20 protein-coding genes are annotated in these 23530 nt (G+C 43.8%); all 20 read left to right on the top strand.

Translation table 11 applies throughout. The annotated features are described in order from the left end of the window. The first annotated feature begins 22 nt into the window (after nucleotides 1–22). The 20 genes from wcaK (at nucleotide 23) to JKP81_RS02480 (ending at nucleotide 23497) form a co-directional block, all read left to right on the top strand. Nucleotides 23–1303, top strand: coding sequence for a colanic acid biosynthesis pyruvyl transferase WcaK (gene wcaK, locus JKP81_RS02385; protein ID WP_200550465.1), 1281 nt, complete (start codon nucleotides 23–25; stop codon nucleotides 1301–1303). Beyond that, complete coding sequence (gene wcaL, locus JKP81_RS02390) at nucleotides 1300–2520, top strand: colanic acid biosynthesis glycosyltransferase WcaL (RefSeq protein WP_200550466.1); 1221 nt, start codon at nucleotides 1300–1302, stop codon at nucleotides 2518–2520. Before wcaK ends, wcaL begins: the two co-directional genes overlap by 4 nt. A gap of 10 nt (nucleotides 2521–2530) precedes the next feature. Further along, on the top strand, nucleotides 2531–3946 hold the full coding sequence (gene wcaM / locus JKP81_RS02395; RefSeq protein ID WP_200550467.1) for a colanic acid biosynthesis protein WcaM: 1416 nt from the start codon (nucleotides 2531–2533) through the stop codon (nucleotides 3944–3946). Nucleotides 3947–4123: 177 nt separating this feature from the next. Then, nucleotides 4124–5017, top strand: a complete 894-nt coding sequence (gene galF / locus JKP81_RS02400) for a GalU regulator GalF (RefSeq protein ID WP_017458475.1) — start codon at nucleotides 4124–4126, stop codon at nucleotides 5015–5017. Nucleotides 5018–5416: 399 nt separating this feature from the next. Next, a complete protein-coding gene (rfbB, locus tag JKP81_RS02405) occupies nucleotides 5417–6514 on the top strand; it encodes a dTDP-glucose 4,6-dehydratase (RefSeq protein WP_200551055.1) in 1098 nt (365 codons plus the stop codon). A 14-nt stretch (nucleotides 6515–6528) separates the two neighbouring features. Continuing rightward, the gene (gene rfbA, locus JKP81_RS02410) at nucleotides 6529–7398 is read left to right on the top strand and encodes a glucose-1-phosphate thymidylyltransferase RfbA (protein ID WP_200550468.1); all 870 of its coding nucleotides are present in this window, start codon (nucleotides 6529–6531) and stop codon (nucleotides 7396–7398) included. 20 nt (nucleotides 7399–7418) lie between these two features. Beyond that, nucleotides 7419–8282 carry a dTDP-4-dehydrorhamnose reductase gene (rfbD, locus tag JKP81_RS02415; RefSeq protein ID WP_340223123.1) on the top strand — a complete coding sequence of 288 codons (864 nt, stop codon included), beginning with the start codon at nucleotides 7419–7421 and terminating at the stop codon, nucleotides 8280–8282. A gap of 3 nt (nucleotides 8283–8285) precedes the next feature. Continuing rightward, complete coding sequence (gene rfbC, locus JKP81_RS02420; RefSeq protein WP_200550470.1) at nucleotides 8286–8834, top strand: dTDP-4-dehydrorhamnose 3,5-epimerase; 549 nt, start codon at nucleotides 8286–8288, stop codon at nucleotides 8832–8834. Nucleotides 8835–8847: 13 nt separating this feature from the next. After that, nucleotides 8848–9648, top strand: a complete 801-nt coding sequence (locus tag JKP81_RS02425) for an ABC transporter permease (protein WP_200550471.1) — start codon at nucleotides 8848–8850, stop codon at nucleotides 9646–9648. Next, nucleotides 9638–10852: an ABC transporter ATP-binding protein gene (locus JKP81_RS02430; RefSeq protein ID WP_200550472.1), complete on the top strand. Its 1215-nt coding sequence runs from the start codon at nucleotides 9638–9640 to the stop codon at nucleotides 10850–10852. Before JKP81_RS02425 ends, JKP81_RS02430 begins: the two co-directional genes overlap by 11 nt. Before the next feature lie 11 nt (nucleotides 10853–10863). After that, nucleotides 10864–13947: a glycosyltransferase gene (locus tag JKP81_RS02435; protein WP_200550473.1), complete on the top strand. Its 3084-nt coding sequence runs from the start codon at nucleotides 10864–10866 to the stop codon at nucleotides 13945–13947. After that, nucleotides 13944–15212 (top strand): hypothetical protein, encoded by a 1269-nt coding sequence (locus JKP81_RS02440; RefSeq protein ID WP_200550474.1) that lies wholly within the window; start codon nucleotides 13944–13946, stop codon nucleotides 15210–15212. The genes JKP81_RS02435 and JKP81_RS02440 overlap by 4 nt, the downstream gene beginning before the upstream one ends. A gap of 1 nt (nucleotide 15213) precedes the next feature. Continuing rightward, on the top strand, nucleotides 15214–16032 hold the full coding sequence (locus JKP81_RS02445; RefSeq protein WP_200550475.1) for a glycosyltransferase family 2 protein: 819 nt from the start codon (nucleotides 15214–15216) through the stop codon (nucleotides 16030–16032). Continuing rightward, nucleotides 16025–16759: an NTP transferase domain-containing protein gene (locus JKP81_RS02450; RefSeq protein ID WP_200550476.1), complete on the top strand. Its 735-nt coding sequence runs from the start codon at nucleotides 16025–16027 to the stop codon at nucleotides 16757–16759. The genes JKP81_RS02445 and JKP81_RS02450 overlap by 8 nt, the downstream gene beginning before the upstream one ends. A 14-nt stretch (nucleotides 16760–16773) precedes the next feature. Continuing rightward, nucleotides 16774–18675: a lysylphosphatidylglycerol synthase transmembrane domain-containing protein gene (locus JKP81_RS02455; RefSeq protein WP_200550477.1), complete on the top strand. Its 1902-nt coding sequence runs from the start codon at nucleotides 16774–16776 to the stop codon at nucleotides 18673–18675. After that, complete coding sequence (locus JKP81_RS02460; protein WP_200550478.1) at nucleotides 18672–19232, top strand: HAD family phosphatase; 561 nt, start codon at nucleotides 18672–18674, stop codon at nucleotides 19230–19232. Before JKP81_RS02455 ends, JKP81_RS02460 begins: the two co-directional genes overlap by 4 nt. Further along, nucleotides 19222–19626: a GtrA family protein gene (locus JKP81_RS02465; RefSeq protein ID WP_200550479.1), complete on the top strand. Its 405-nt coding sequence runs from the start codon at nucleotides 19222–19224 to the stop codon at nucleotides 19624–19626. Before JKP81_RS02460 ends, JKP81_RS02465 begins: the two co-directional genes overlap by 11 nt. Further along, nucleotides 19626–21458: a hypothetical protein gene (locus tag JKP81_RS02470; RefSeq protein ID WP_200550480.1), complete on the top strand. Its 1833-nt coding sequence runs from the start codon at nucleotides 19626–19628 to the stop codon at nucleotides 21456–21458. Before JKP81_RS02465 ends, JKP81_RS02470 begins: the two co-directional genes overlap by 1 nt. A 10-nt stretch (nucleotides 21459–21468) precedes the next feature. Beyond that, complete coding sequence (locus tag JKP81_RS02475) at nucleotides 21469–22356, top strand: glycosyltransferase family 2 protein (protein ID WP_200550481.1); 888 nt, start codon at nucleotides 21469–21471, stop codon at nucleotides 22354–22356. Continuing rightward, the gene (locus JKP81_RS02480) at nucleotides 22319–23497 is read left to right on the top strand and encodes a glycosyltransferase family 4 protein (protein WP_200550482.1); all 1179 of its coding nucleotides are present in this window, start codon (nucleotides 22319–22321) and stop codon (nucleotides 23495–23497) included. The genes JKP81_RS02475 and JKP81_RS02480 overlap by 38 nt, the downstream gene beginning before the upstream one ends. The last annotated feature ends 33 nt before the right edge of the window (nucleotides 23498–23530 follow it).

Below are 23530 nucleotides of genomic sequence, written 5' to 3' on the forward strand. Positions count from 1 at the left end.
TGAACCCCTTTATGAGGTCGTTATGAAATTATTGATCCTTGGCAATCACACATGCGGCAACCGTGGTGACAGCGCTATTTTACGTGGATTGCTGGATGCGATTGCCCTGATTGAGCCTGAGGCAGAGGTGGATGTGATGAGCCGCTATCCGGTGAGCTCATCCTGGTTACTTAACCGCCCGGTAATGGGCGACCCGCTCTATAGCCAGATGAAAGAGCAGAACAACGCCGCCGGGTTGATGGGGCGCGTGAAGAAGGTGCTGCGCCGTCGTTACCAGCACCAGGTGTTGCTCTCCAGGGTGACGGATACCGGTAAGCTGCGCAATATCGCGATCGCGCAAGGGTTTACCGATTTTGTCCGCCGCCTGGCGGACTATGACGCGATTATTCAGGTCGGCGGCTCTTTCTTTGTTGATCTGTACGGTGTGCCGCAGTTTGAGCACGCGCTGTGTACGTTTATGGCGAAAAAACCGATCTACATGATTGGTCACAGCGTGGGACCGTTCCAGAACGAGGCGTTTAACCAGCTGGCGAATTATGTTTTTGGCCATTGCGATGCGCTGATCCTGCGCGAAACCGTGAGCCTCAATTTGATGAAGCAGAGCAATATCACCACGGATAAAGTCGAGCAGGGCGTTGATACCGCCTGGCTGGTGGATCACCATCAGCACGATTTTGTGGCCAGTTATGCCGTGCAGCACTGGCTGGATCTGGCGGCGAAAGAGAAAACCGTGGCGATTACGCTGCGCGAACTGGCGCCGTTTGATAAACGACTCAACACCACCCAGCAGGCCTATGAACAGGCTTTTGCCGAGGTGGTCAACCGGATCATTGACGCGGGTTATCAGGTTATTGCGCTCTCTACCTGTACCGGTATCGATAGCTATAACAAAGATGACCGCATGGTGGCGCTCAATCTGCGCCAGTATGTCAGCGATCCGTCGCGTTACCACGTGGTAATGGATGAACTGAACGATCTGGAGATGGGCAAGATCCTCGGGGCGTGTGATTTAACGGTGGGTACGCGCCTGCACTCTGCGATTATCTCGATGAACTTCGGGACACCGGCGATTGCCATCAACTATGAACACAAGTCGGCAGGCATCATGCAGCAACTCGGGATGCCGGAAATGGCGGTCGATATTCGCCATCTGCTGGATGGTTCTTTGGCGGCGATGGCGGCCGACACGCTGGGGCAACTGCCTGCGATTAATCAACGACTGGCAACGGCGGTGGCGGCGGAACGCGAGCATGGCATGAAAATGGTCAAATCGGTGCTCGATCGCGTACAGGGGGTGAAATGAAAGTCAGCTTCTTTTTGCTGAAGTTTCCCTTATCTTCCGAAACCTTTGTGCTCAACCAGATTGTCGCCTTTATCAATATGGGTTTTGAGGTTGAGATTGTCGCCCTGCATAAGGGCGATATGAACAATACACACGCGGCGTATACCGAGTACCGGCTGGCGGAAAAAACGCACTGGCTGCTGGCCGAGCCGGAAGGGAAGATGGCAAAACTGAGTTATCGCGGGCAGGCGATAGCGCGGGGGATGTGGAAATCTTCTACCTGGAAAGCGTTGAATATGTCGCGTTACGGCGACGAAGCCCGCAATCTGATCCTGCCAGCCATTTGTGGTCTTGCGCCGCGCACGTTCAGCGCCGATGTTTTTATCGCCCACTTTGGCCCGGCAGGCGTTACCGCCGCAAAACTGCGCGAGCTGGGCGTTCTCAAGGGCAAAATTGCCACCGTGTTCCACGGCATTGATATCTCTCATCGCGACGTGTTGAACCACTACACGCCTGAGTATCAGCAACTTTTCCAGCGCGGCGATCTGATGCTGCCGATCAGCGATTTATGGGCCGGTAGACTGAAAAACATGGGCTGCCCGGAGACCAAAATCGCCGTGTCGCGCATGGGGGTCGATATGGCCCGCTTTAGTTTGCGCTCGGTTAAAAACCCCGGTAGTCCGCTGCAAATTATCTCTGTAGCGCGTCTGACCGAGAAAAAAGGGCTGCACGTCGCCATTGAAGCGTGCCGTTTATTGAAAGAACGCGGGGTGGATTTCAAATATCGCATCCTCGGTATTGGCCCATGGGAACGCCGCTTACGCACCCTTATCGAACAATTCCAGCTGGAAGATGTGATTGAAATGCCGGGCTTTAAACCCAGCCATGAAGTGAAAGCGCTGCTTGATGAAGCCGACGTCTTTTTGCTGCCGTCAATTACCGGCGCGGATGGGGATATGGAAGGCATCCCGGTTGCGCTGATGGAGGCGATGGCGGTGGGGATCCCGGTGGTTTCAACTGTCCACAGCGGCATACCTGAATTGATCGAAGCCGGACAGTCCGGCTGGCTGGTGCCAGAAAATGATGCCGAAGCGCTGGCGCAACGTCTGGCTGCTTTTGGTGACATGGAGAGCCGTGATTTAACACCGGTGGTGACGCGGGCGCGCGAAAAAGTCGAGAACGACTTCAACCAGAAAATCATCAACCAGCAACTTGCCAGTCTGTTGCAGACGCTTTAACAGAGGTTTTATGACCGTGAAGAAAACAGCAACTGCGCTATCGCGACGCACCTTCCTGGCCGCCGGTTCCGCGCTGGCGGCACTTCCTTTGCTACACACTCCAGCCGCCCGCGCGTTGGGACGTAACGACACGGTCAGTATCAGTGATTACAACCGCAATGACTGGCCCGCCGCGTTTAAACAAGCTTTTGCTGACGGGCAAACCGTGGAAGTCCCCGCAGGTGTGGTCTGCGACAATATCAACACCGGTATTTTTATTCCCGCCGGCAAAACGCTGCTGGTGCGCGGCGCGCTGAAAGGTAACGGACGCGGGCGCTTTGTGTTGCAGGACGGTAGCCGCGTGGTGGGGGAGAAGGGCGGCAATTTCTATAACATCACGCTGGATGTGCGCGGTTCAGACTGCGTGATCAAGGGCGTGAGCATGAGCGGTTTTGGCCCGGTGATGCAGATTTACATAGGCGGGAAAGAGGCGCGCACAATGCGCAATTTGGTCATCGATAACATCACGGTGAGCAAAGCGAACTATGGCATTTTACGCCAGGGTTTCCACAACGAACTGGACGGCGTGCGGATTACTAATGGTCATTTCAGTGACTTACAAGGTGATGCTATCGAATGGAATGTGGCCATCAATGACCGTAACATCCTGATCTCCGACCATGTGATTGATAATATCAACTGCACCAACGGCAAGATTAACTGGGGTATTGGTATTGGGCTGGCGGGCAGCACCTACGACAATAACTACCCTGAAGATCAAGCGGTTAAGAACTTTGTCGTGGCGAATATTACCGGTAGCAACTGCCGCCAGTTAGTGCATGTTGAAAACGGTAAACATTTTATTATCCGCAACGTGAAAGCGAAAAACATCACCCCGGATTTCAGTAAAAAAGCCGGGATTGATAACGCGACCGTGGCGATTTACGGCTGTGATAATTTCGTTATTGATAATGTTTCAATGGTCAATAGCGCTGGCATGCTGATTGGCTATGGTGTTATCAAAGGCGATTATTTGTCGATCCCGCAGAATTTCAAACTCAACGATATCCAGCAGGACAATAGCAGCAGCAAATATAAGCTGCGCGGCATCCAGATATCGTCCGGTAATGCCACGTCGTTTGTGGCTATCACCAACGTGAAAATGCAGAGCGCGACGCTGGAGCTGCACAATAAACCGCAACATCTTTTCCTGCGTAATATCAATGTGACGCAACAGGCGGCCAACGGCCCGGCACTGAAGCTGAACTTCGATTTACGCAAAGATGTGCGCGGGCGTTTTATGGCGAAACAGGACACCTTGCTGTCGTTGGCGAATATTCATGCAGTCAATGAAAATGGGCAAAGTTCAGTCGATATCGACAGAGTCGATCAGCATATAGTGAATGTCGATAATTTGAACTTCCGTTTGCCGGCGAAGCGGCTCTAAGCGCGGGAAATGGCCTTTTACGATAAATCCTGGTGATTTAGCACCAGGGTTAGGATTACATCTACTGCCTTGCAGGGACATTAGGCGTAACATCTTTCACTTTCCTCGCTGCAAACGCACTGGCGAAAACAGGTTAAAGGTTTATAATTCATCCAATTATTATAGGTGGAAGAAATAATGGTTAATTTGAAAGCAGTTATTCCGGTAGCCGGTCTGGGAATGCATATGCTCCCGGCCACGAAAGCGATTCCAAAAGAGATGCTACCGATCGTCGACAAGCCGATGATTCAGTACATCGTCGACGAAGTTGTTGCTGCAGGGATCAAAGAAATCGTTCTGGTGACCCACTCGTCAAAAAACGCCGTGGAAAACCACTTCGACACCTCCTACGAACTTGAAGCGCTGCTTGAGCAGCGTGTTAAACGCCAGTTGCTGGCGGAAGTGCAGTCTATTTGCCCGCCAGGTGTGACGATCATGAACGTGCGTCAGGCGCAGCCGCTGGGTTTAGGCCACTCTATTCTTTGCGCGCGCCCGATCGTTGGCGACAACCCATTTGTCGTTGTACTGCCGGATATCGTGCTGGATACGGCGACGGCCGATCCGCTGCGTTACAACCTCGCGGCGATGGTGGCACGCTTTGCTGAGACCGGCCGCAGCCAGGTGCTGGCAAAACGCATGAAAGGCGATCTCTCTGAATACTCCGTTATCCAGACCAAAGAGCCGCTGGACACAGAAGGTAAAGTCAGCCGCATTGTGCAGTTTATTGAAAAACCGGATCAACCGCAGACGCTGGATTCTGACCTGATGGCAGTGGGACGCTATGTGCTTTCTGCCGATATCTGGGCGGAACTGGAAAAAACCGAGCCGGGCGCGTGGGGGCGTATTCAGCTGACCGATGCGATTGCAGAGCTTGCAGAAAAACAGTCTGTTGATGCGATGTTGATGACCGGCGACAGCTATGACTGCGGTAAGAAAATGGGGTACATGCAGGCCTTTGTGAACTACGGTCTGCGCAACCTGAAAGAAGGTCAGAAATTCCGCGAAAGTATTAAGAAATTGCTGGCGCAGTAACCAAACGTAAAACTGGTATATAGATTCGCTAATTCAGGGGCAGTGAAGAGTTGCGGTAAGACGAATACGTCTTTCGCATATTCTCACTGCTTTTTTACTTTGTTAATAAAAATCAATAGCTAAAACGGTATCAATGTAGCTTAAACGCAAGGATGTTGCAGTGATTTTTCCTTGTTTCTAGCGCTGTTTAAGCGGAGAATACGCGTTTAGCATTTTGTGCCGGGCGGTGCGTTAAATTAAGGCACCGATGGACGTTGATGCAACTTTAGATTGTTGGAATGCACCCACAGTACACTGGTAGCTGTAGAGCCTGGGGCGGTAGCATATCCGAAATTTGGTTGCGAGTTACAGGCCTGGCTTCCAGGTTTTTTAAGTCAAGACATTGAAAAGCAAGAGCGGATAATTCTCGTGAAAATACTGGTCACTGGTGGTGCAGGTTTTATTGGTTCAGCGGTTGTTCGGCATGTTATTAATAACACGCAGGACTCTGTGGTTAATGTTGATAAATTAACCTACGCAGGTAATCTCGAATCACTGGCAGAAATTGAAAACAATGCTCGTTATTCATTTGAGCGTGCGGATATTTGTGATAGCGAAGCGATGACGCGCATTTTTGCTGAGCATCAGCCTGATGCTGTCATGCATTTGGCTGCTGAGAGCCATGTTGACCGCTCCATCACAGGCCCGGCTGCATTTATCGAAACAAATATCATCGGAACCTATGTACTTCTGGAAACTGCGCGGAAATATTGGGCGCAGTTGGACGATGTTCGAAAATCTGAATTTCGTTTTCATCATATTTCTACTGATGAAGTGTATGGCGATTTGCCGCATCCTGAGGATGTTCCTGCAGGTTCTGTATTACCGCTGTTCACAGAAAAAACGCCCTATTCGCCAAGTAGCCCGTACTCTTCATCAAAAGCATCAAGTGATCATTTAGTTCGCGCGTGGCGCCGGACTTATGGATTACCTACTTTGGTCACCAACTGTTCAAACAACTATGGTCCATACCATTTTCCGGAAAAACTAATACCGCTGATTATTCTCAGCGCTCTTGCAGGTAAACCTTTGCCTGTATACGGCAACGGCGAACAAATCCGCGACTGGTTATATGTTGAAGACCATGCCCGCGCGCTGTACAAAGTGGTGACTGAAGGTGTTGTCGGCGAGACATACAATATTGGCGGTCACAACGAACGCAAAAATATTGAAGTTGTGAAGACTATTTGCACGATTCTTGATGAGGTACTTTCCGAGAAACCGGCAGGCATTCAGCATTTTTCCGATCTGATCACCTATGTCGCTGACCGTCCGGGGCATGACCTGCGCTATGCTATTGATGCCAGCAAAATCAAAGCTGAATTAGGTTGGGTTCCCCAGGAGACTTTCGAATCCGGCATTCGCAAAACCGTTCACTGGTATTTGAATAACCAACAATGGTGGCAGCGCGTTATGGATGGCTCCTATGCAGGTGAGCGCCTGGGACTGGCGGATTAATTAAGGAATAAGTTATGAAAGGTATTGTGCTGGCGGGTGGTTCTGGAACACGTCTTTATCCAATCACCCTTGGTGTGTCTAAACAATTGCTGCCAATTTACGATAAGCCGATGATTTACTATCCATTATCGACTTTAATGCTGGCCGGTATCCGTGATATTTTGATTATTACTACTCCTGAAGATAATGCCTCCTTTGTGCGCATGCTAGGTAATGGTAACCACCTCGGAATCAATATTGAGTACGCTATTCAGCCAAGTCCGGATGGCTTAGCTCAAGCTTTTATTATTGGTGAGGAGTTTATTGGCAATGACTCATGCTGCTTAGTGCTAGGTGATAATATTTTTTACGGACAGTCATTCAGCAATACTCTGAAGAAAACTGCTGCCCGTCAGGAAGGAGCCACTGTTTTTGGGTACCAGGTTAAAGATCCTGAACGTTTCGGCGTTGTAGAGTTTGACAGTAATAACAAAGTTGTCTCAATTGAAGAGAAGCCAACTAGACCAAAATCTAACTTTGCAGTAACGGGACTCTATTTTTACGATCGACGTGTTGTTGAATTTGCTAAACAAGTTAAACCGTCACATCGTGGTGAGCTTGAAATTACTTCTATTAACCAGATGTATCTAGAAAGCGGGCACTTAAACGTTGAACTTCTGGGACGTGGTTTCGCTTGGTTAGATACTGGTACCCATGCAAGCCTGCACCAGGCCTCTTCCTTTGTACAAACTATTGAGAATGTACAGGGGCTGAAGGTTGCGTGCCTCGAAGAGATCGCATGGCGAAATGGTTGGCTCTCCCGTGAAGAGGTTATCAGACTGGCTGAACCAATGAAGAAAAATGACTATGGGCAGTATTTGATAACACTTGTTGGTGAAAAGTAAGAGGCAAAAAAATGCGGGTTATGATTATTGGTTGTAATGGCCAGGTGGGACACTGTTTGGCCGCACAACTTACAGGTAAAGCGGACATTTTAGCCGTGGATCGTAATGAGCTGGATATAACTGATGCGACTCAAGTTGAGATTCAGGTTAAGGCATTCAAACCTGATTTTATTCTGAATGCCGCAGCCCATACTGCTGTGGATAAAGCCGAAGATGAAATTGAAGCATCATGGAAAATTAATGCGGATGGTCCGAAGTTTCTTGCAATTGCGGCACAAGCTATTGGTGCAGTATTGGTGCATATCTCAACCGACTACGTCTTTGATGGTGAAGGAGACGGTGCATATACAGAAGAGATGAAAACTGCCCCGAAGGGAGTGTATGGCAGCAGCAAACTTGCTGGCGAAGAAGCTGTCGCTGCAAATGCAAGCAAATATTTAATCTTGCGCACAGCATGGGTATTTGGAGAGCATGGCAATAATTTTGTCAAAACCATGCTGCGCCTTGCCGAAATGCATAAAGAACTGAATGTTGTTGCAGATCAGTGGGGCGGGCCGACTTATGCTGGGGATATTGCAAGTGCGATTATTTCCATGATCAGCCAGATTGACTCGGGTAAAGTTCCTGAGTGGGGTATTTATCACTATTCTGGGGCACCACACACTAACTGGGCTGATTTCGCTCGTGCCATTTTCGCCAGTGCGTTACAACATCAATGTCTGAAGAATATACCGCAGGTGCATAGCATCCCAAGCAGTGCATATCCGACACGTGCAAAACGCCCCTCAAATTCTAGGCTAAACTGCCAGAAAATTGACAGGCAGTTTGGCATAAAACCTTCAGACTGGCGTACAGCACTCAAGAATATTAAAGAGTATAAATAAGTTATGAAAGTCATTGATACAACTATCCCAGATGTGAAAATTATTGAGCCAGCCGTATTTGGTGATGAGCGAGGTTTTTTCATGGAAACCTGGAATCAGCAGAAATTTGAACAATTGGCCGCTAAGCGTAAATGTAATTTTGTGCAGGATAACCACTCAAAATCCAAAAAAGGGATTTTGCGTGGGCTGCATTATCAGACTGAAAATACTCAAGGTAAGCTTGTCCGAGTTATCAGTGGTGAAGTCTTTGATGTCGCCGTTGATATTCGCGAAGGATCGGCAACATTGGGGATGTGGGTTGGCGAGTTTCTTTCTGCAGAAAATAAACGCCAACTATGGATTCCGGAAGGCTTTGCACATGGCTTCTATGTGACCAGTGAAGAAGCTGAGTTTGTTTATAAATGCACAGATTACTACAACCCTCAGGCCGAACACTCAATTCTGTGGAACGATCCTGATCTGAATATTACTTGGCCTGTCAAAGATGATTTGGTTATTTTGTCGGCAAAAGATCAGATTGGCAAAAAACTTAAAAATAGTATCTTACTGTAAGCCAAATTATTGCATGAAAAATTATCTATTAGAGTTAGTTAATAACAGAACATTAATCTATCAGATGACGAAGCGGGACATTCAGAGTCGTTATAAAGGTTCAGTAATGGGAATGGGGTGGTCCTTTTTCACCCCACTTCTAATGCTCGCTATTTATACATTTGTGTTCTCTGTTGTTTTTAAAGCAAAATGGGGTGTAAGTGATGATGGAAATAAAGCCTCATTCGCTGTAATTCTTTTTGCTGGAATGGTTGTATTTAATATTTTTGCGGAATGTTTTAACCGTTCAGTGACGCTGATTACCAGTAATGCTAATTATGTGAATAAAATTGTTTTCCCTCTCGCGATATTACCTGTCACAGTATTGTTAAGTAGTTTATTTCATGCATTAGTGAGTTTGGTTATTCTGATTGTTGCAAGTATTGTACTATTGAATCAGCTACATTTGACCGTATTACTATTGCCTGTAGTCTGGCTACCATATTTTATGGCATTGGTTGGTATGATGCTTGTTTTGTCATCGATCGGCGTGTATTTACGCGATCTGGCACAGATCACGGGTGTTTTAACTACAGTATTAATGTTTACTTCACCTCTTTTTTTCCCGCGTACTGCTCTCCCCGAATCTTTACAACCAATATTAATGCTAAATCCGCTTGCATATTTTATTGAGGTTACCAGAGACGTAGTGATCTGGGGTAAAATACCCGGATTATTAGCTGTGGCAATATCCTATGGTAGTTCTTTGCTAGCGCTTGCAATGGGTTATTATTGCTTCGAAAAGCTCAAAAAAGGATTTGCCGATGTCATCTAATGTCACAGTAGAAGTCAATGGTGTAAGTAAATGCTATTTTATTTATGCGAATCCAAAATATCGTTTGCTTGGTCCGATTGCTAATAAATTGCGGGAAATTACAGGCTTCCCGGAAAAAAAATATTATAAAGAGCATTGGGCGTTGAAAAATATAAACTTTGCCATTGAGCGCGGAGATTCCGTAGGTGTGGTAGGCAAAAATGGAGCAGGGAAATCGACGCTTTTACAAATGCTTACTGGCACGCTTTCACCGACTTCAGGAAGTATAAAAGTTAATGGGCGTGTTGCCGCTTTGCTGGAGCTAGGAGCTGGATTTAATCCGGAATTTACCGGGCAAGAAAATATCTATATGAACGCCAGCATTCTTGGTTTAACGAAAGAGGAAATCAATGCTCGCTATGATGAGATTGTCAGCTTCGCTGACATTGGTGATTTTATCAACCAGCCTGTAAAAACCTACTCTTCCGGTATGTATGTTCGACTGGCTTTTGCCGTTGCCGCCAATATCCAGCCAGATATACTTATTATCGACGAAGCATTAGCGGTTGGTGACATTCGTTTCCAGCTAAAATGTCTCAAACATATGAATGCATTGAAGGATAATGGAACCACAATACTGTTCGTCTCGCATTCACCGGAACAGGTAAAGCGATTCTGCAACAAGGCTTTGTGGATCGATGGTGGCATGATCCGTGCTTCTGGTTCCGCCAATGACGTTTGCGATCGGTACAATGATTTTATGTATCAGATCCAGCATGCGGATAGCAGCAATAATGAGAGCCGTCAGCAAAAACAGGGCACTCCAGCAAGAATTATCTCGACCAAGCTCAATACAAATTACCTGAAAACAGGAGAAAACCTGTTATTAACCATTGAATATCAGGTAAACGATGAAGTTGTTGATGGCTTAATGGTTGGTGCTGCGTTGTATTCCTCAGAAAGAAAATATTTATATGGGATTAACACTGGGTTAGATAATTATGCTATCGCCAATAAGAAAGGAATCTATACTATCGATTATAAAATTCCTGTTCTACCGTTGCTGCCAGGGTCATTCAGTTTTGATATCGGCATCATGGGAGACAGAAGCCTAATTGGATTCGATTATATTACCGACGCAGAAAAATTCACGGTTTACAACGACTATGAAGGTGAAGGTATATTTTGCATTGAGCATGAATGGTTCCAATCCCCAACAGATTAAATGAGATAGAAATGACTGATAATCATAAATATAGCCGAGAACAGCTAGGAAATAGTGAAGATTCGTTATTTGTCGTATCCTCATTTATCGAAAATGGTTCAGTAGTCCTCGACGTCGGATGCTATGAAGGTGCTCTTGGGAAGTATTTGATTTCCGAAAAAGGCTGCATCGTTGATGGTATAGAATATGAAGATGCGGCGGCGGCCATTGCGGGGCAATCTTATCGCAAAGTTAATGTTGCCGACCTCAATGTCAATAATGTTTTTGCCATGCTTTCGGATAAATATGATTTCATTATTTTTGCTGATGTACTTGAGCATTTATATGATCCAGCTACCGTATTGCAAAATGCACTGGCTTGCCTGAAAAAAAACGGCAAGGTTATTATTTCAGTACCCAATGTGGGTTACCAGGGCGTAATCACCGAGCTGGCAAATGGTGAATTCTTCTATCGCCAAACGGGAATTCTTGATAAAACTCATCTACGCTTCTTTACCCGCAAAAGCCTTAAGAGACTGATTAATAATGCCGGGCTAACAGCCAACGTTATTAGAGATATTCGGCTCTTAAATAATGACTCAGAATTCGCAAACAATGTTACGACAACGAATGCCGACCGACTCAATCAGCTCATTGATATCTTCCCGGATGTGAATGCCTATCAGTTTGTGGCACAATGCTCATTCGGGGGGGAATCTGCGAAAACCGTTGAGAGAAGAGCCCTGGTGCAGAGCGGAGAGCAGTTTAAATTTCGAGCAAAACTCTATTGGCGCGCTGATGATTGCGAATATAACGATGAGAATAGCGTTGCCAAATTGATTCCTTATAACAACCAAAGTATGACAATCAGTCTGGATTTGCCAAAGGGGCAGAGTTTTAGTGAGATAAGGATTGATCTGTGCGAAGAGCCGATGCTCTGTTATTTATTCAATATCACCATTAAGTCTCATACGGATGAAATTCTGCATATTGTGCCTTTGGCCGATATTCGTGCACAGGATAAAAGTACCTATGTTCGCTTGCTAGATGTTGATAAAACAGTAGTTTATTGTTTCCATAATGATCCAGCCTTTGTATTTAATTTAGACGACAAACAGATAAAAGATATCAGTGCTAAAGTAGATATAAGTATTGGTATGTTTAGTCATGCCAGTAATATTTCGAAAGTACTTGAAGATCTAATCTTATCCCGACAACAGCTTCTCGATTCGACTTCATGGAAGGTGACAAAACCGCTACGTTTTGCGGTACGGGTGCAGAAAAAAGCCAAAAGCATGGTGATGAATATGGTGCGTCAATTAAGAGGATTAAACCTCCGCGCCGTACCGACTCAACTCAGTCAATCCATCATAAAAGAGGGGCTGACTGCTACTCTCTGTAAAATTAAGTTCAGACTAAATCAGCACCGAATAGACAAAACTGAAATTTCGTACGAAGATTTTCTTGAGCATGATAAAAAAAGAAGCGATTATGAAGTAGCTCAAATGGTTAAATCTTTTACTAAAGAAAATAGTCCGCTGATTTCGGTTTTACTACCAGTATATAAAAGCGACCTTAATTTCTTACGGGAGTGTATTGACTCCGTCTTTCAACAAAGCTATTCCAATTGGGAGTTGTGCATCTGTGATGATGCATCCGGATCTGCAGAATTGAGCGACCTACTCAGCCAGTACGCCGCAGACAGTCGCGTAAAAGTAATTTGCAATGCTGTAAATAGCCATATCTCACATACTACAAATCAGGCACTGACGTTGGCGACAGGCAGCTACGTTGTGCTGCTTGATCATGATGATCTGTTGCATGTTAATGCATTGCACTATCTGGCTCAGGCGGTCAATGAAAACCATTGCCCGGATATCATTTATACCGATGAGGATCACGTTACCGTGACAGGTGAACGGAAAGCTCCATTCCTGAAACCTGATTGGTCTCCTGCTTTACTCTACAGCCAAAACTATATTGGACACATTACGTGTATCTCACGAACACTGATGAATCAAGTCGGCGGCTTTACGTTGGGTCTGGAAGGTGCACAGGATTATGACCTCGTATTACGGGCAAGCGCTTTGGCAAAAAATATCGTGCATGTGCCGCGTATTCTTTATCATTGGCGAGAGCATCCACAGTCTACAGCCATGAACGCAGATTCAAAGCCATACGCGCACGACGCCGGGAAGACTGCACTGACTAATAACTTAAAGTTAACTTATGCGGATAATTTTGTTGAAGTTGCCGATGGCGAAAATCTGTTTACGTATGAACCGAAGTTCCGAATCAGTTTGGAAACAAAAATATCGCTCATCATTCCAATTAGAGATAAAATCAGCCTCCTTTCCGATCTGATTGATAGTATTAAAGCGAAATCAACTTGGATAAATTATGAAATAGTTGTCATTGACAATGGCTCGGTCGAAGCGGAAACACTGCAATATCTGGCCGATCTGGAGTCTGCGATTAACTGCCGGGTTTTGCGCGATGACTCACCATTTAACTGGTCAAGATTGAATAACAATGGTGCGGCCATTGCAACTGGTGATGTTTTTATTTTTCTTAATAACGATACGCTAGTCATTACGCCAGAGTGGCTGGAGAACCTGGCTTCGTGGGCCTTGCTACCGGATGTCGCTGTTGTCGGACCGCAACTGCTGTATGAGGATGGCACCCTTCAGCACGCTGGAGTAGTGGTAGGTCTTTTTGGTTGGGCTGAACACGTTTTTAAAGGCCAAAGCAATGCTCACCATGTGGGACCATTTGTTTCGCCGGCATTAAATCGTAATGTGCTTGCATTGACTGGTGCCTGCCATGCAATATCTCGTGAGAAATTCAAACGCCTTGGTGGCTATGATGAACAGTTCGAAATTTGTGGCAGTGATGTTGAACTGTGTATCAGGGCCCATAATGAGGGCTATCAAAATATCTACTTGGCTCAAACTAAGCTGTATCATCTCGAATCCAAGAGCCGCAGTAGTTTCGTCCCTGAGTGTGATTTTGAACGTTCGAGAATAAAGTACGAACCTTTCAGAACTGAAGGCTCAGATCCTTTCTATAATATCAATCTCGATAAGTTTAATAATAAACCAACTATCAAATTATGATTAACTTTATAGTAGAAAAGTTGTTGTCAAACCGGGTTGTTTATAAAATTGCTAAAAATGCATACGAGTCACGTAAAATGTCTGCAGCCAGTCCGGTAATTTATGACATACCAGAAATAACACCTTTTAATTTTATTAAAAGTCACGTAAATAATAAGCGTATTAACTTATTGGTACCGGCTTTATCGGAAAAACATGTTTTTGGCGGTATTGCCACTGCGTTGCGTTTTTTCGATTCCATTCGTAAAGAGTTTCCGCAGGCGCGTATCATCGTCACTGATGAAGTCAGTGTAGAACTGAAGTCGGAACAATTTTATTCGGACTGGTTGTTATCTGATCTTTCTGGTGATGATTGCGCAGAAAACTGCATTTGTATAGCTGGAAATCGCAGCGGTGCCACGCTGAAAGTCTCCGAAAATGATTACTTTGTTTCCACCGCATGGTGGACTGCCTATAACACCTTCAAAGCACTGGAGTGGCAGACTGAGGTATTGGGTGTGCAGGGGCGTAAATTGATCTACTTTATACAGGATTATGAGCCCGGATTCTACGCATGGTCATCACGTTTCGCTCTTGCCGACTCAACTTATTCTCATACAGAAAAAACCATTCCGGTTTTTAATACCGCATTGTTAAAAGATTTTTTTATCAATAATGGGTACAAATTCAATGAGTCCTATTTCTTTGAACCTCAGATTAACCCTACTTTATTTGCTGCCCGTGAAAGATCAGTAACAATTGCGAAGGAGCGAAAAATTCTGGTTTATGGGCGCCCAGGTGTGGAACGCAATTTGTTCAACCTTGTAGTGTTTGCATTGCGGGTATGGGCGCAGAAATATGATAAGGCCAACCAATGGACGATTGTTTCGGCTGGTGAAAGTCACGCGGATATTGAATTGAGCCAGGGGGCAACATTGAGGTCGCTGGGCAAGCTGACTCTCGATCAGTATATTCATCAGCTTTCAACTTCTTCTGTAGGTTTGTCACTCATGCTGTCACCGCATCCAAGCTACCCACCACTGGAAATGGCTAGCTTTGGAGTCAAGGTTGTTAGCAATGCTTACGCCAATAAAAAACTCTCTAGTAAAAGTAAAAATATTGTCGAGCCAGCTAATTTTACGCCGGAATCCATCGCCGAAAGTTTAATATCATTATGTGAGCAACATGAAAACAGTGCCGCGGTAATATACGAAGACAATCTTTTTTCTAAAGAAATTGAGTTTTCATTTTCGCATTCTATCGCTCAAAAGATTATGGGAGAATAACGTGGAAATAAACAACAAAATCATTCTTTTTATTCCATGCTATAACTGCCAGGATCAGATTCCACGAGTGCTCAACAGCTTAAAAGAAAATGATAATTACAAAAAGTTTGCCGAGATTCTAATTATTGATAACAGAAGCAGCGATCGGACGGTTGAAAAATCAATCTCTGCGGTGAAGTCACTGGAACTGTACAACGCTGCGGTTTACACCAACAGCACCAATGTTGGTCTGGGTGGAACGCATAAAATGGCATTTCGTCATGCACAGCAAGTGAATGCAACGCATATTGCGGTTCTGCACGGTGACGATCAAGGTAATATTAATGACTTGATATCGCTCATCGATAGCCAGCAAATTAATGTATATGATTGCTGTCTGGGTAGTCGTTTTAGCCACGATTCACGGTTGATGGGTTATGCAAAGTTAAGAATTTTCGGCAATTATATTTTTAACCTAATCTATTCTGTCTGCTCATTTCATTTGGTGAAGGATCTTGGTGCAGGTTTAAATATCTACCAAGTACCAGCGATTGCGGATGCAAGAATACTGAAGTTCTCCAATGACCTGACCTTCAACTGTTTTCTTTTATTATACTCGATTAGCCAGAAGCAAAAAATTAGATATTTTCCAGTGGAGTGGCGAGAAGACGATCAAATATCCAATGTGAAGTTATTCTCACAAGCCATCAGAACGCTAAAAATTGCCGTCAATTATCTTTTCAATGGACTTAATGGCCTGATGGCAATAGGTGACAATACGATTGATTTTGACAATGTTTCTTTAGAAGAAAAATACAAATGGAATAACAGTAATGATTAATCTGGTGATACCTATGGCCGGAAGAGGCAGTAGGTTTTCTAAGCAAGGTTATACCCTGCCAAAGCCGCTAGTAGAACTGGATGGGAAACCATTTTTCTGGTGGGCTATCGAATCCGTACGCCGCAGCGTCGACATCGCTGAGCTGATTTGTGTAGTCTTAAAAGAACACGTAGTCGAACATAATATTGCCCATAAGGTGAGCAGCTATTTTCCTGAAGCAAAATTTGTCATTCTCGACGATGTTACTGACGGTGCGCTGGACACTGCGATGTGTGGTTTGCAATTAATCGATAATGAGCTGCCGATAATCTTTAATGACTGCGATCAGGCTTTTGAGATAAATAATTTCACATTTTATATCAACAAACTTATGCCTCATGGCGACGTTATGGCTTATTTGTGTAATTTCGAATCAGACTCGCCAGCCTATTCATATGCACTATATGAGAAAGAAAAATTAGTACGAACCGCCGAGAAGAAAGTTATTAGTAAATTTGCTATTTCAGGTGCATATATCTTTGCCAACAAACATGTAGTTGTTGAGAACTATGCGCTTTATAAGCAAACCTGTGATTACAATGAAATCTTTATTAGTGGTATCTACAATACTCTGTGTGACAAAGGTTATACAGTGAAAGGAATTTTGTTGGACAGCCATCTGTCATTTGGTACACCAGAAGAATTAAAAGAAGCTGAACAAAAAAAATTATTTCATACATGGCTCTAAGCAAGGATTAAATAATGGTCGCTGTTCTCTATTTCCTGGTTGCTGTCTTTTGCCTGATCCTCGGGCATTCCATCCGCGTTAAACGCTGGAACTCTGTTTTACCAGGTCGGGATGATACTGCTCGCAGTATTCAATTTATGTCACTTTCTCTGGGATATGTTGTCAATTTCTTTGTACCATTGCGCCTGGGTGAAATAGTTCGTGCGGGCGTATTTTCGTATCTGGGGCGACAAAGTTTTGCTTTGTCCTTCGCGTCAGTTTTCTTCGAACGTGTATTTGATCTACTAGTTTGGGGCGCGATCCTGATCTGGTTCAATTCAGCAGCAAACGTAGAATTCAATCTGACCGAATCATTATTAGTAGTAATTGGAGTGTTCCTTTTCTTTACTCTGTGTTCGTTGATTGGTACCAATAAGGGTATCAAAAAAACACTGAATAGCATTACGGCTATATTTAATGACGAAATATCATATTCACTGCGCCATTTTTTCTGGTGTCTTAATGAAGTCTATACATGTTTTAGGCGAAATTTAATTTCATATATCGTGAACAGTGCACTGATGTGGGCGGCATATCTGTTGAGCTATAATTTGATCGCAAGATGTACTGGTGCCTCGGCGTCAATGCTGATTTATTCGTTATTTGACTCACCGTTTAGTTCGACCTTCAGAGCGTTGCAGAATACTTATTCTGCCCAAGCTTTTACCGTCATGATAATGTTTTTCCTTAGCCCAGTATTATTTATATTTGCTTATTATTTTATTAAAAATCGATACAGCTTTGAACCGGGCAAAGTATTGCGTTGGTTTGAGTTTAATAATGATACGGTACCGAATAAACGTGATCTGTTTTCCACCGAGGAACAATATAAAATGTTCCTTATACGTAATTTCAGGAATGATGTTGACCTAATCTCCGAGTTCTATAAAAAAGGAATGGGTAATGACGTTATTCTCTACCGTATTTTTCACGGTGGTTCTGATGCGCTCACAGCATTAATTTCTTGTAATAACAATATGTATGTTAGGAAATTTGCATCGCAGTTAGGCTCAAATAAATTACAAGCACAAAAGAAATGGCTTTGCGAATACTCAAATGAGCTGGTGTTGGCAAACGTCGCCAGTGATAAAAAACTGGAACATGGATATATTTATGACATGCCATATAGTCATACCTCGATTGATTTCTACGAGTTTATTCATTCATCCTCATTCGAGACTTCATGGGGGTATCTCGTTGAAGTCTTAAATTCTATCAAAAGCTTCCATGCTCGTAAAAGTAGTGGGCTGGCTGAAGATTTGATGATCGAAACATATATTTCAACAAAAATGGTTGATAACTTTAATACCATTAAAACTCTATCGTCGATTTTCTTTGATAATACCCAGGTAGTGATTAATGGTCGGCATATCGATCTTGATGCTATCTCCAGTTGGATAAATGATCCTGCCAGGAATGCTGATTTTAATTTCAGAGAAACATCGGTCATTCATGGCGATTTGACAATTGAAAATATTATCATCGATAAAAAACATGATAACGGCTGGTTTATCATCGACCCAAATATCGGTAACTTCTTTGAGTCCCCATTGCTCGATTATGCAAAATTAATGCAGTCTTTGCATCTGGGTTATGAATCACTGAACCGATCAATCAATTGCCACGTTGAGAATGATGAGATTACAGTCAGTATTTTCAGATCTTCTCAATATGCGGCAATCTATGAGAAATACACTCAGTGGATCATTGACAACTTTGGTCAGGATTATCTTAAAGAAGTGTTGTTACATGAAATTATCCACTATACAAGGCTTGTTCCTTATAAATTCAGGAAAGATAAGGCGACAGGAAATGCGTTTACTGCGTGTATGTTGCTGTTGATTAATGAATACATGGAATTAGAGAATATCTCATGATTGAAGCAATATTAAGTGACATGGATGGCACGCTGATTGATACAGAAATTGCTAACGCATCTGCATACTGCTATGCAATTGCACAGTATGGTGGAGCGATTACTGTTGAGGATTTTCAGCAAAACTATGCAGGCATGTCATGGAAGGCTTTCCTGCCGATAATATTGCCCGATGCTAGCGACGAGACACACAAAGCAATCGCCGATCTTAAAAAAAGTAAGTACGTGGATTTTTTCCCGAGTACAACGCTTTATACTGACGTGCTGGATTTCCTTACGCATTCAAAACAATTTGCTCCCGTCGCTCTGGTGACAACCGCCTCCCGACAGGCAGTAGATGGTTTGCTTCGATATCATGGCTTGGAAAATTTTTTCGATGCAATAGTCAGCGGTGATGATGTCGTTAACGCGAAGCCGCATGCTGAGCCCTATTTGGCAGCAGCCACAATGTTGGGTGTAAATATTGCAAATTGTATTGCGTTAGAAGATTCACAGGTTGGTATTAATTCCGCAACCTCCGCCAGGGCAAATGTTTTTATCGTTAAGCATGAAAAATAAACCTATTCGTTTCATTGTGATTTCTGGTGGAGGGTGGTTAATTGATTTAGCCACGATGACCCTTCTTGTCTGGCTGGGACTTGAGCCCATCATTGCTAACTTGTGCAGCGCGACTCTGGCAGTGACCTTTGTTTACTGGATTTCCAGACTGATTGTTTTTGATAAGAAAATTGAACAAAAAGCTTTTACAGGATATTTAGCTTACTACGTTTATAGCTTAATTGTGATCGCTGTTTTTTCTTTGTTGATCCAGTATTTAAGTTATCTACTGCACGGGATAGCCAATGGCGGAATTACGTTTACGATATCTGCTTTTATTGCAAAAGTGGTGATCACTCCTCTTAACTTGTTTATAAACTTCGTTGTATCAAAATATATCGTTGGGAAAACATAATGGCAACAGCAATAACCTCGCTTAACGTATATAAAAAACCGTTACTTCTTGTTGGATCGCTGCTTGCATTGTTTCTTTTGTTTTCACTAAGAAACCTTGACCCAATTCTTTATCCAACAGTTTATGCTGAAGATGCTGTCTGGACAGCAAAAGTTATCGACGAAGGCTTCTGGAATACCGCATTTAATACTCGTGTATTCCCGATCCTCGGTTTTGTCCTATTTTATAAAGCTGCATTGTTACTGTTGGATATTTTTTGCCAAGGAAACCTTTTCTACCTCCCGCTCGTATATTTTATTCTATCCAATCTCTTTTTATCGCTGTGCGTTTTGGCTGCTTACTATGCGTTTCGTAATCTTTTATCGCGCGGTTCACTGTTCTGTTTGCTGACTGCTGTTGTGCTCATGCCTGTAGGGTTTGATGGTAATGAAATATATGGGCGCATTCTCAACCTGGGTTTCATTTTTCCGGTACTACAGGTATTCTTACTCTGCGCGGTGCTGCTTAACAGACAATCGATGCTATTAGCCATTTTCGCGTTGCTGGTTGCGCTGATATCTTGCATGACTCTGCCTGTAGGTGTCGGTTTCCAAGTAGTGTTTGGTGTGATATGTGTCTATTGTGGATACAAAAATAAGTCGTATTTTTTTTATGCGCAGGCATTAGCAAGCATAGCAATTATTTTAGCGTCGCTCTTTATGATTTCCGGAAGAGCAATACATGATAGCGGTGGCGCTGATCTCCCTGTAAAACTTGCAGCGTTTATCGAGTTTGCTCTCTTGCGGGCGTTACTCTATCCTTTACTTTTTAGCGTTTATAAGCATCTGAATGATGTTGCTGTGGTTGTGGTTTTCTTGTGTTTGCTAGTGTCTATCATCTATGCGATGAAACGTTTATTTTGCAATAGCAAAAAACTCATCGATAAAAGATTGCTGGTGATTGCTTTTATTTGGGCATCATTTGGTATTTATTATCTGTCCATCATTGTGATGCGCAGAGGACTTAGTTCGCTGTTCAATGACTATACTACGACTTTTCCGGACAGATATTTTCTCGGTGTAAATATTCTATTTGTCGTAGCGCTATTGGTTATTCTAGACAAAACTATTTTTGCTAAAGCAATTAGCTTGATTATAGCAGTGCCGATGGTGCTCTCTGCGGGGTCGACATTTGAGTTAGGGCGGCCGGCGATGAAAGTATCCGGTTCACCTCTGTGGACTACGGAATATTGCCAATATATTGTTTCTGACAACGATCGCAGCAATGGTTTATCTATCACCATACCGCCTGATGGTTGGCGTTTTCATTCATTGACGTACAGTGTGAGCGAACAACAGCGGCAGGTATTTAGGCAACGTTGTCAGCTATCTGGACTATATTTGATCCCCTTGTTAGACCGTATGCAGCCTGCAATTCTGGTCCAACGTAGTGCGACTATTGATATGGGGCAATTGCCGACGCTAAACGTTGTTGAGGTACATAATGTGATGCTTGCCCCACTGCAGGATGGGTTTAGCGTTAAAATTGTCGGTGACGATCCTCATATTGTTTTGAAAGCTAAGAACACGCAAAATGTTCGTACAGGGGCTACTTTCCATTTTACGGTTAACACAACCGTATCGACCCGGTTACAGGTTTATTATCTGCTAAAGGGCTCTGCGGATTATTCTGAGCAGAATAGTGTCCATTTCCCACTGCAGCGAGGGAAAAACCCTATTTACCTGCGTGTCAACGAGCGTGTATCCCCGGACAAAATCAGGATCGACTTACCTGACGATAGCCCCGATGTATTTATTTTCTCGGGTATTATCACGAATGATTTAGTGAAGTAGTGTACCAGTTATGATTTCTGCTATCATTGTTACTTTTTATCCGCAACAAAATCGCTTGTCAGCGCTGATTTCAGCCTTAGAGGGGCAGGTTAATAACATTTTTATTATTGATAACAGTCCTGATGACCCAGCTATTTTATTGTCTATGGCATCTTCTGATGTCGTCGTTCACCCCCTCGGTAAGAATGTAGGTATCGCGCAGGCGCAGAATATTGGCATCAAAATGTCGAAAGAGCGTGGCGCAAAGGATATCATTCTTTTTGACCAGGATTCTATTCCTTCAGCGACACTGGTCAGCGAACTGCTGGCGGCTAGAGAGTGTGCTGCTAGGGATGGGGTGACGGTTGCGGCGGTGGGGCCTGTTCATTTTGATCTTGATTCCGGCCTGCCTTCACGTTTTGTACGTACGCAGGGTTTAGCACTGAAGCTTATAAAGCCAGATTTTAAATCGGTCTGGTTTATCGCTGATTTCATTATCGCTTCAGGATCGCTGATAAGTCTTGAGGTACTGGAAGAAGTCGGCTTAATGTGTGATGAGCTTTTTATAGATTGTGTAGATATTGAATGGGGATATCGTGCACAGGCACAAGGGCTGGCTTGCGTCATAGCGCAAGGGGCGAAGATGGATCATAAGATAGGTGATAAACCACTTATTTTATTAGGTCGACAAATCACCACCCATGCGCCAGTGAGACATTACTATTTTTTCCGTAATGTGATGCTATTGCTGAAAAGAAACTATATCCCTATTGGTTGGAAACTTAATGTGAGTGCGAAGTCGCTTGCTCAGGCGATTATCTTTACATTGCTGCTGAAACCACGATATACGCATTTTAAATATATTGCCAAAGGGTTCATTGATGGAATCCTGGGACGTACAGGCCCTTATGAAAGATAAAGTATTATTATATGTTGTTAATGCTGACTGGTACTTTAAGCTACATTGGCTTAACCGAGCTATGGCAAATATTGCCAATGGATACAAGGTCGTCGTTATTTCTTGCTTTGATACCCCTGGTCTGAGTAGCGAACTGGAAAAACAGGGTATTGAGTGCCACCATATTAAAATGTCACGAAGTGGCATTAACCCTTTTTTTGAATTCATTACATTATATGCAATTTTGAAACTAGCGCGTAAAATTAAGCCAGACATAATTCATTCGATCACCGTTAAACCTAATATCTATTCGGGTATTATTGGTCGTATTATCCGCCGTCCTGTAGTGAAAAGTGTCACCGGGCTTGGGGTTATTTTTTCAAATGAATCGTTTTTCTTCAGAACGATCCGTCCTATCGTAACTAATCTCTATAAGATCGCTGGGTCCTCCCGTCACGGTGCGTTCGTTTTTGAAAATAATCATGACTTGATATTCTTCAAACGCAATAATATTACTGATTCTCAAAGTCTCTACTTTGTAGAAGGCGCAGGCGTTGATCCTAAGCGCTTTTATCGAGCGCATAACGCTTTCGAACAGGAGAAGAAAAATATTCTCTTTGCAGCTAGATTGTTGAAAGATAAAGGTTTGGATACGCTACTTGTTGCGCTTGATCAATTATATATTGTTCGTCAGGATTTCGTGCTAAATATTGCGGGTATTTATGATTTAGATGCACGCAATGCCTATACGCCTGATGAGATTGAACATATAAGCCAACGTGAATATGTTAATTGGCTTGGCCATCGTACAGATATGGAGAATGTTCTCAGTGGGGCCGATTTAGTGGTGCTCCCTACGCGTTATGGTGAGGGGATACCACGTATATTGATCGAAGCAGCATTCTGCGGTATACCGATTTTGACCACGGACGTTCAAGGTTGCAATGAATTTATTGAAAATAACGTCAATGGTTATCTGATAACCCCGGGCAATGCTACCGAGTTGGCGACGATGCTGGCACACATTTTTGATAATACGCATGAAGCACTATTATTTGCTGAAAGGCTTTATGAAAAAGTGCATTATGATTATTCAGATGAGGCAATTATAAATAAATTCTCGGCAATTTATCGCACCTTGCACGACGAGATAGGTAGCTGATAATCAGGCGAACTAAATTAAACTTTAGTTCGC

The organism is Kosakonia sp. LAM2021, assembly GCF_016620385.1.
Lineage (GTDB): Bacteria > Pseudomonadota > Gammaproteobacteria > Enterobacterales > Enterobacteriaceae > Kosakonia > Kosakonia sacchari.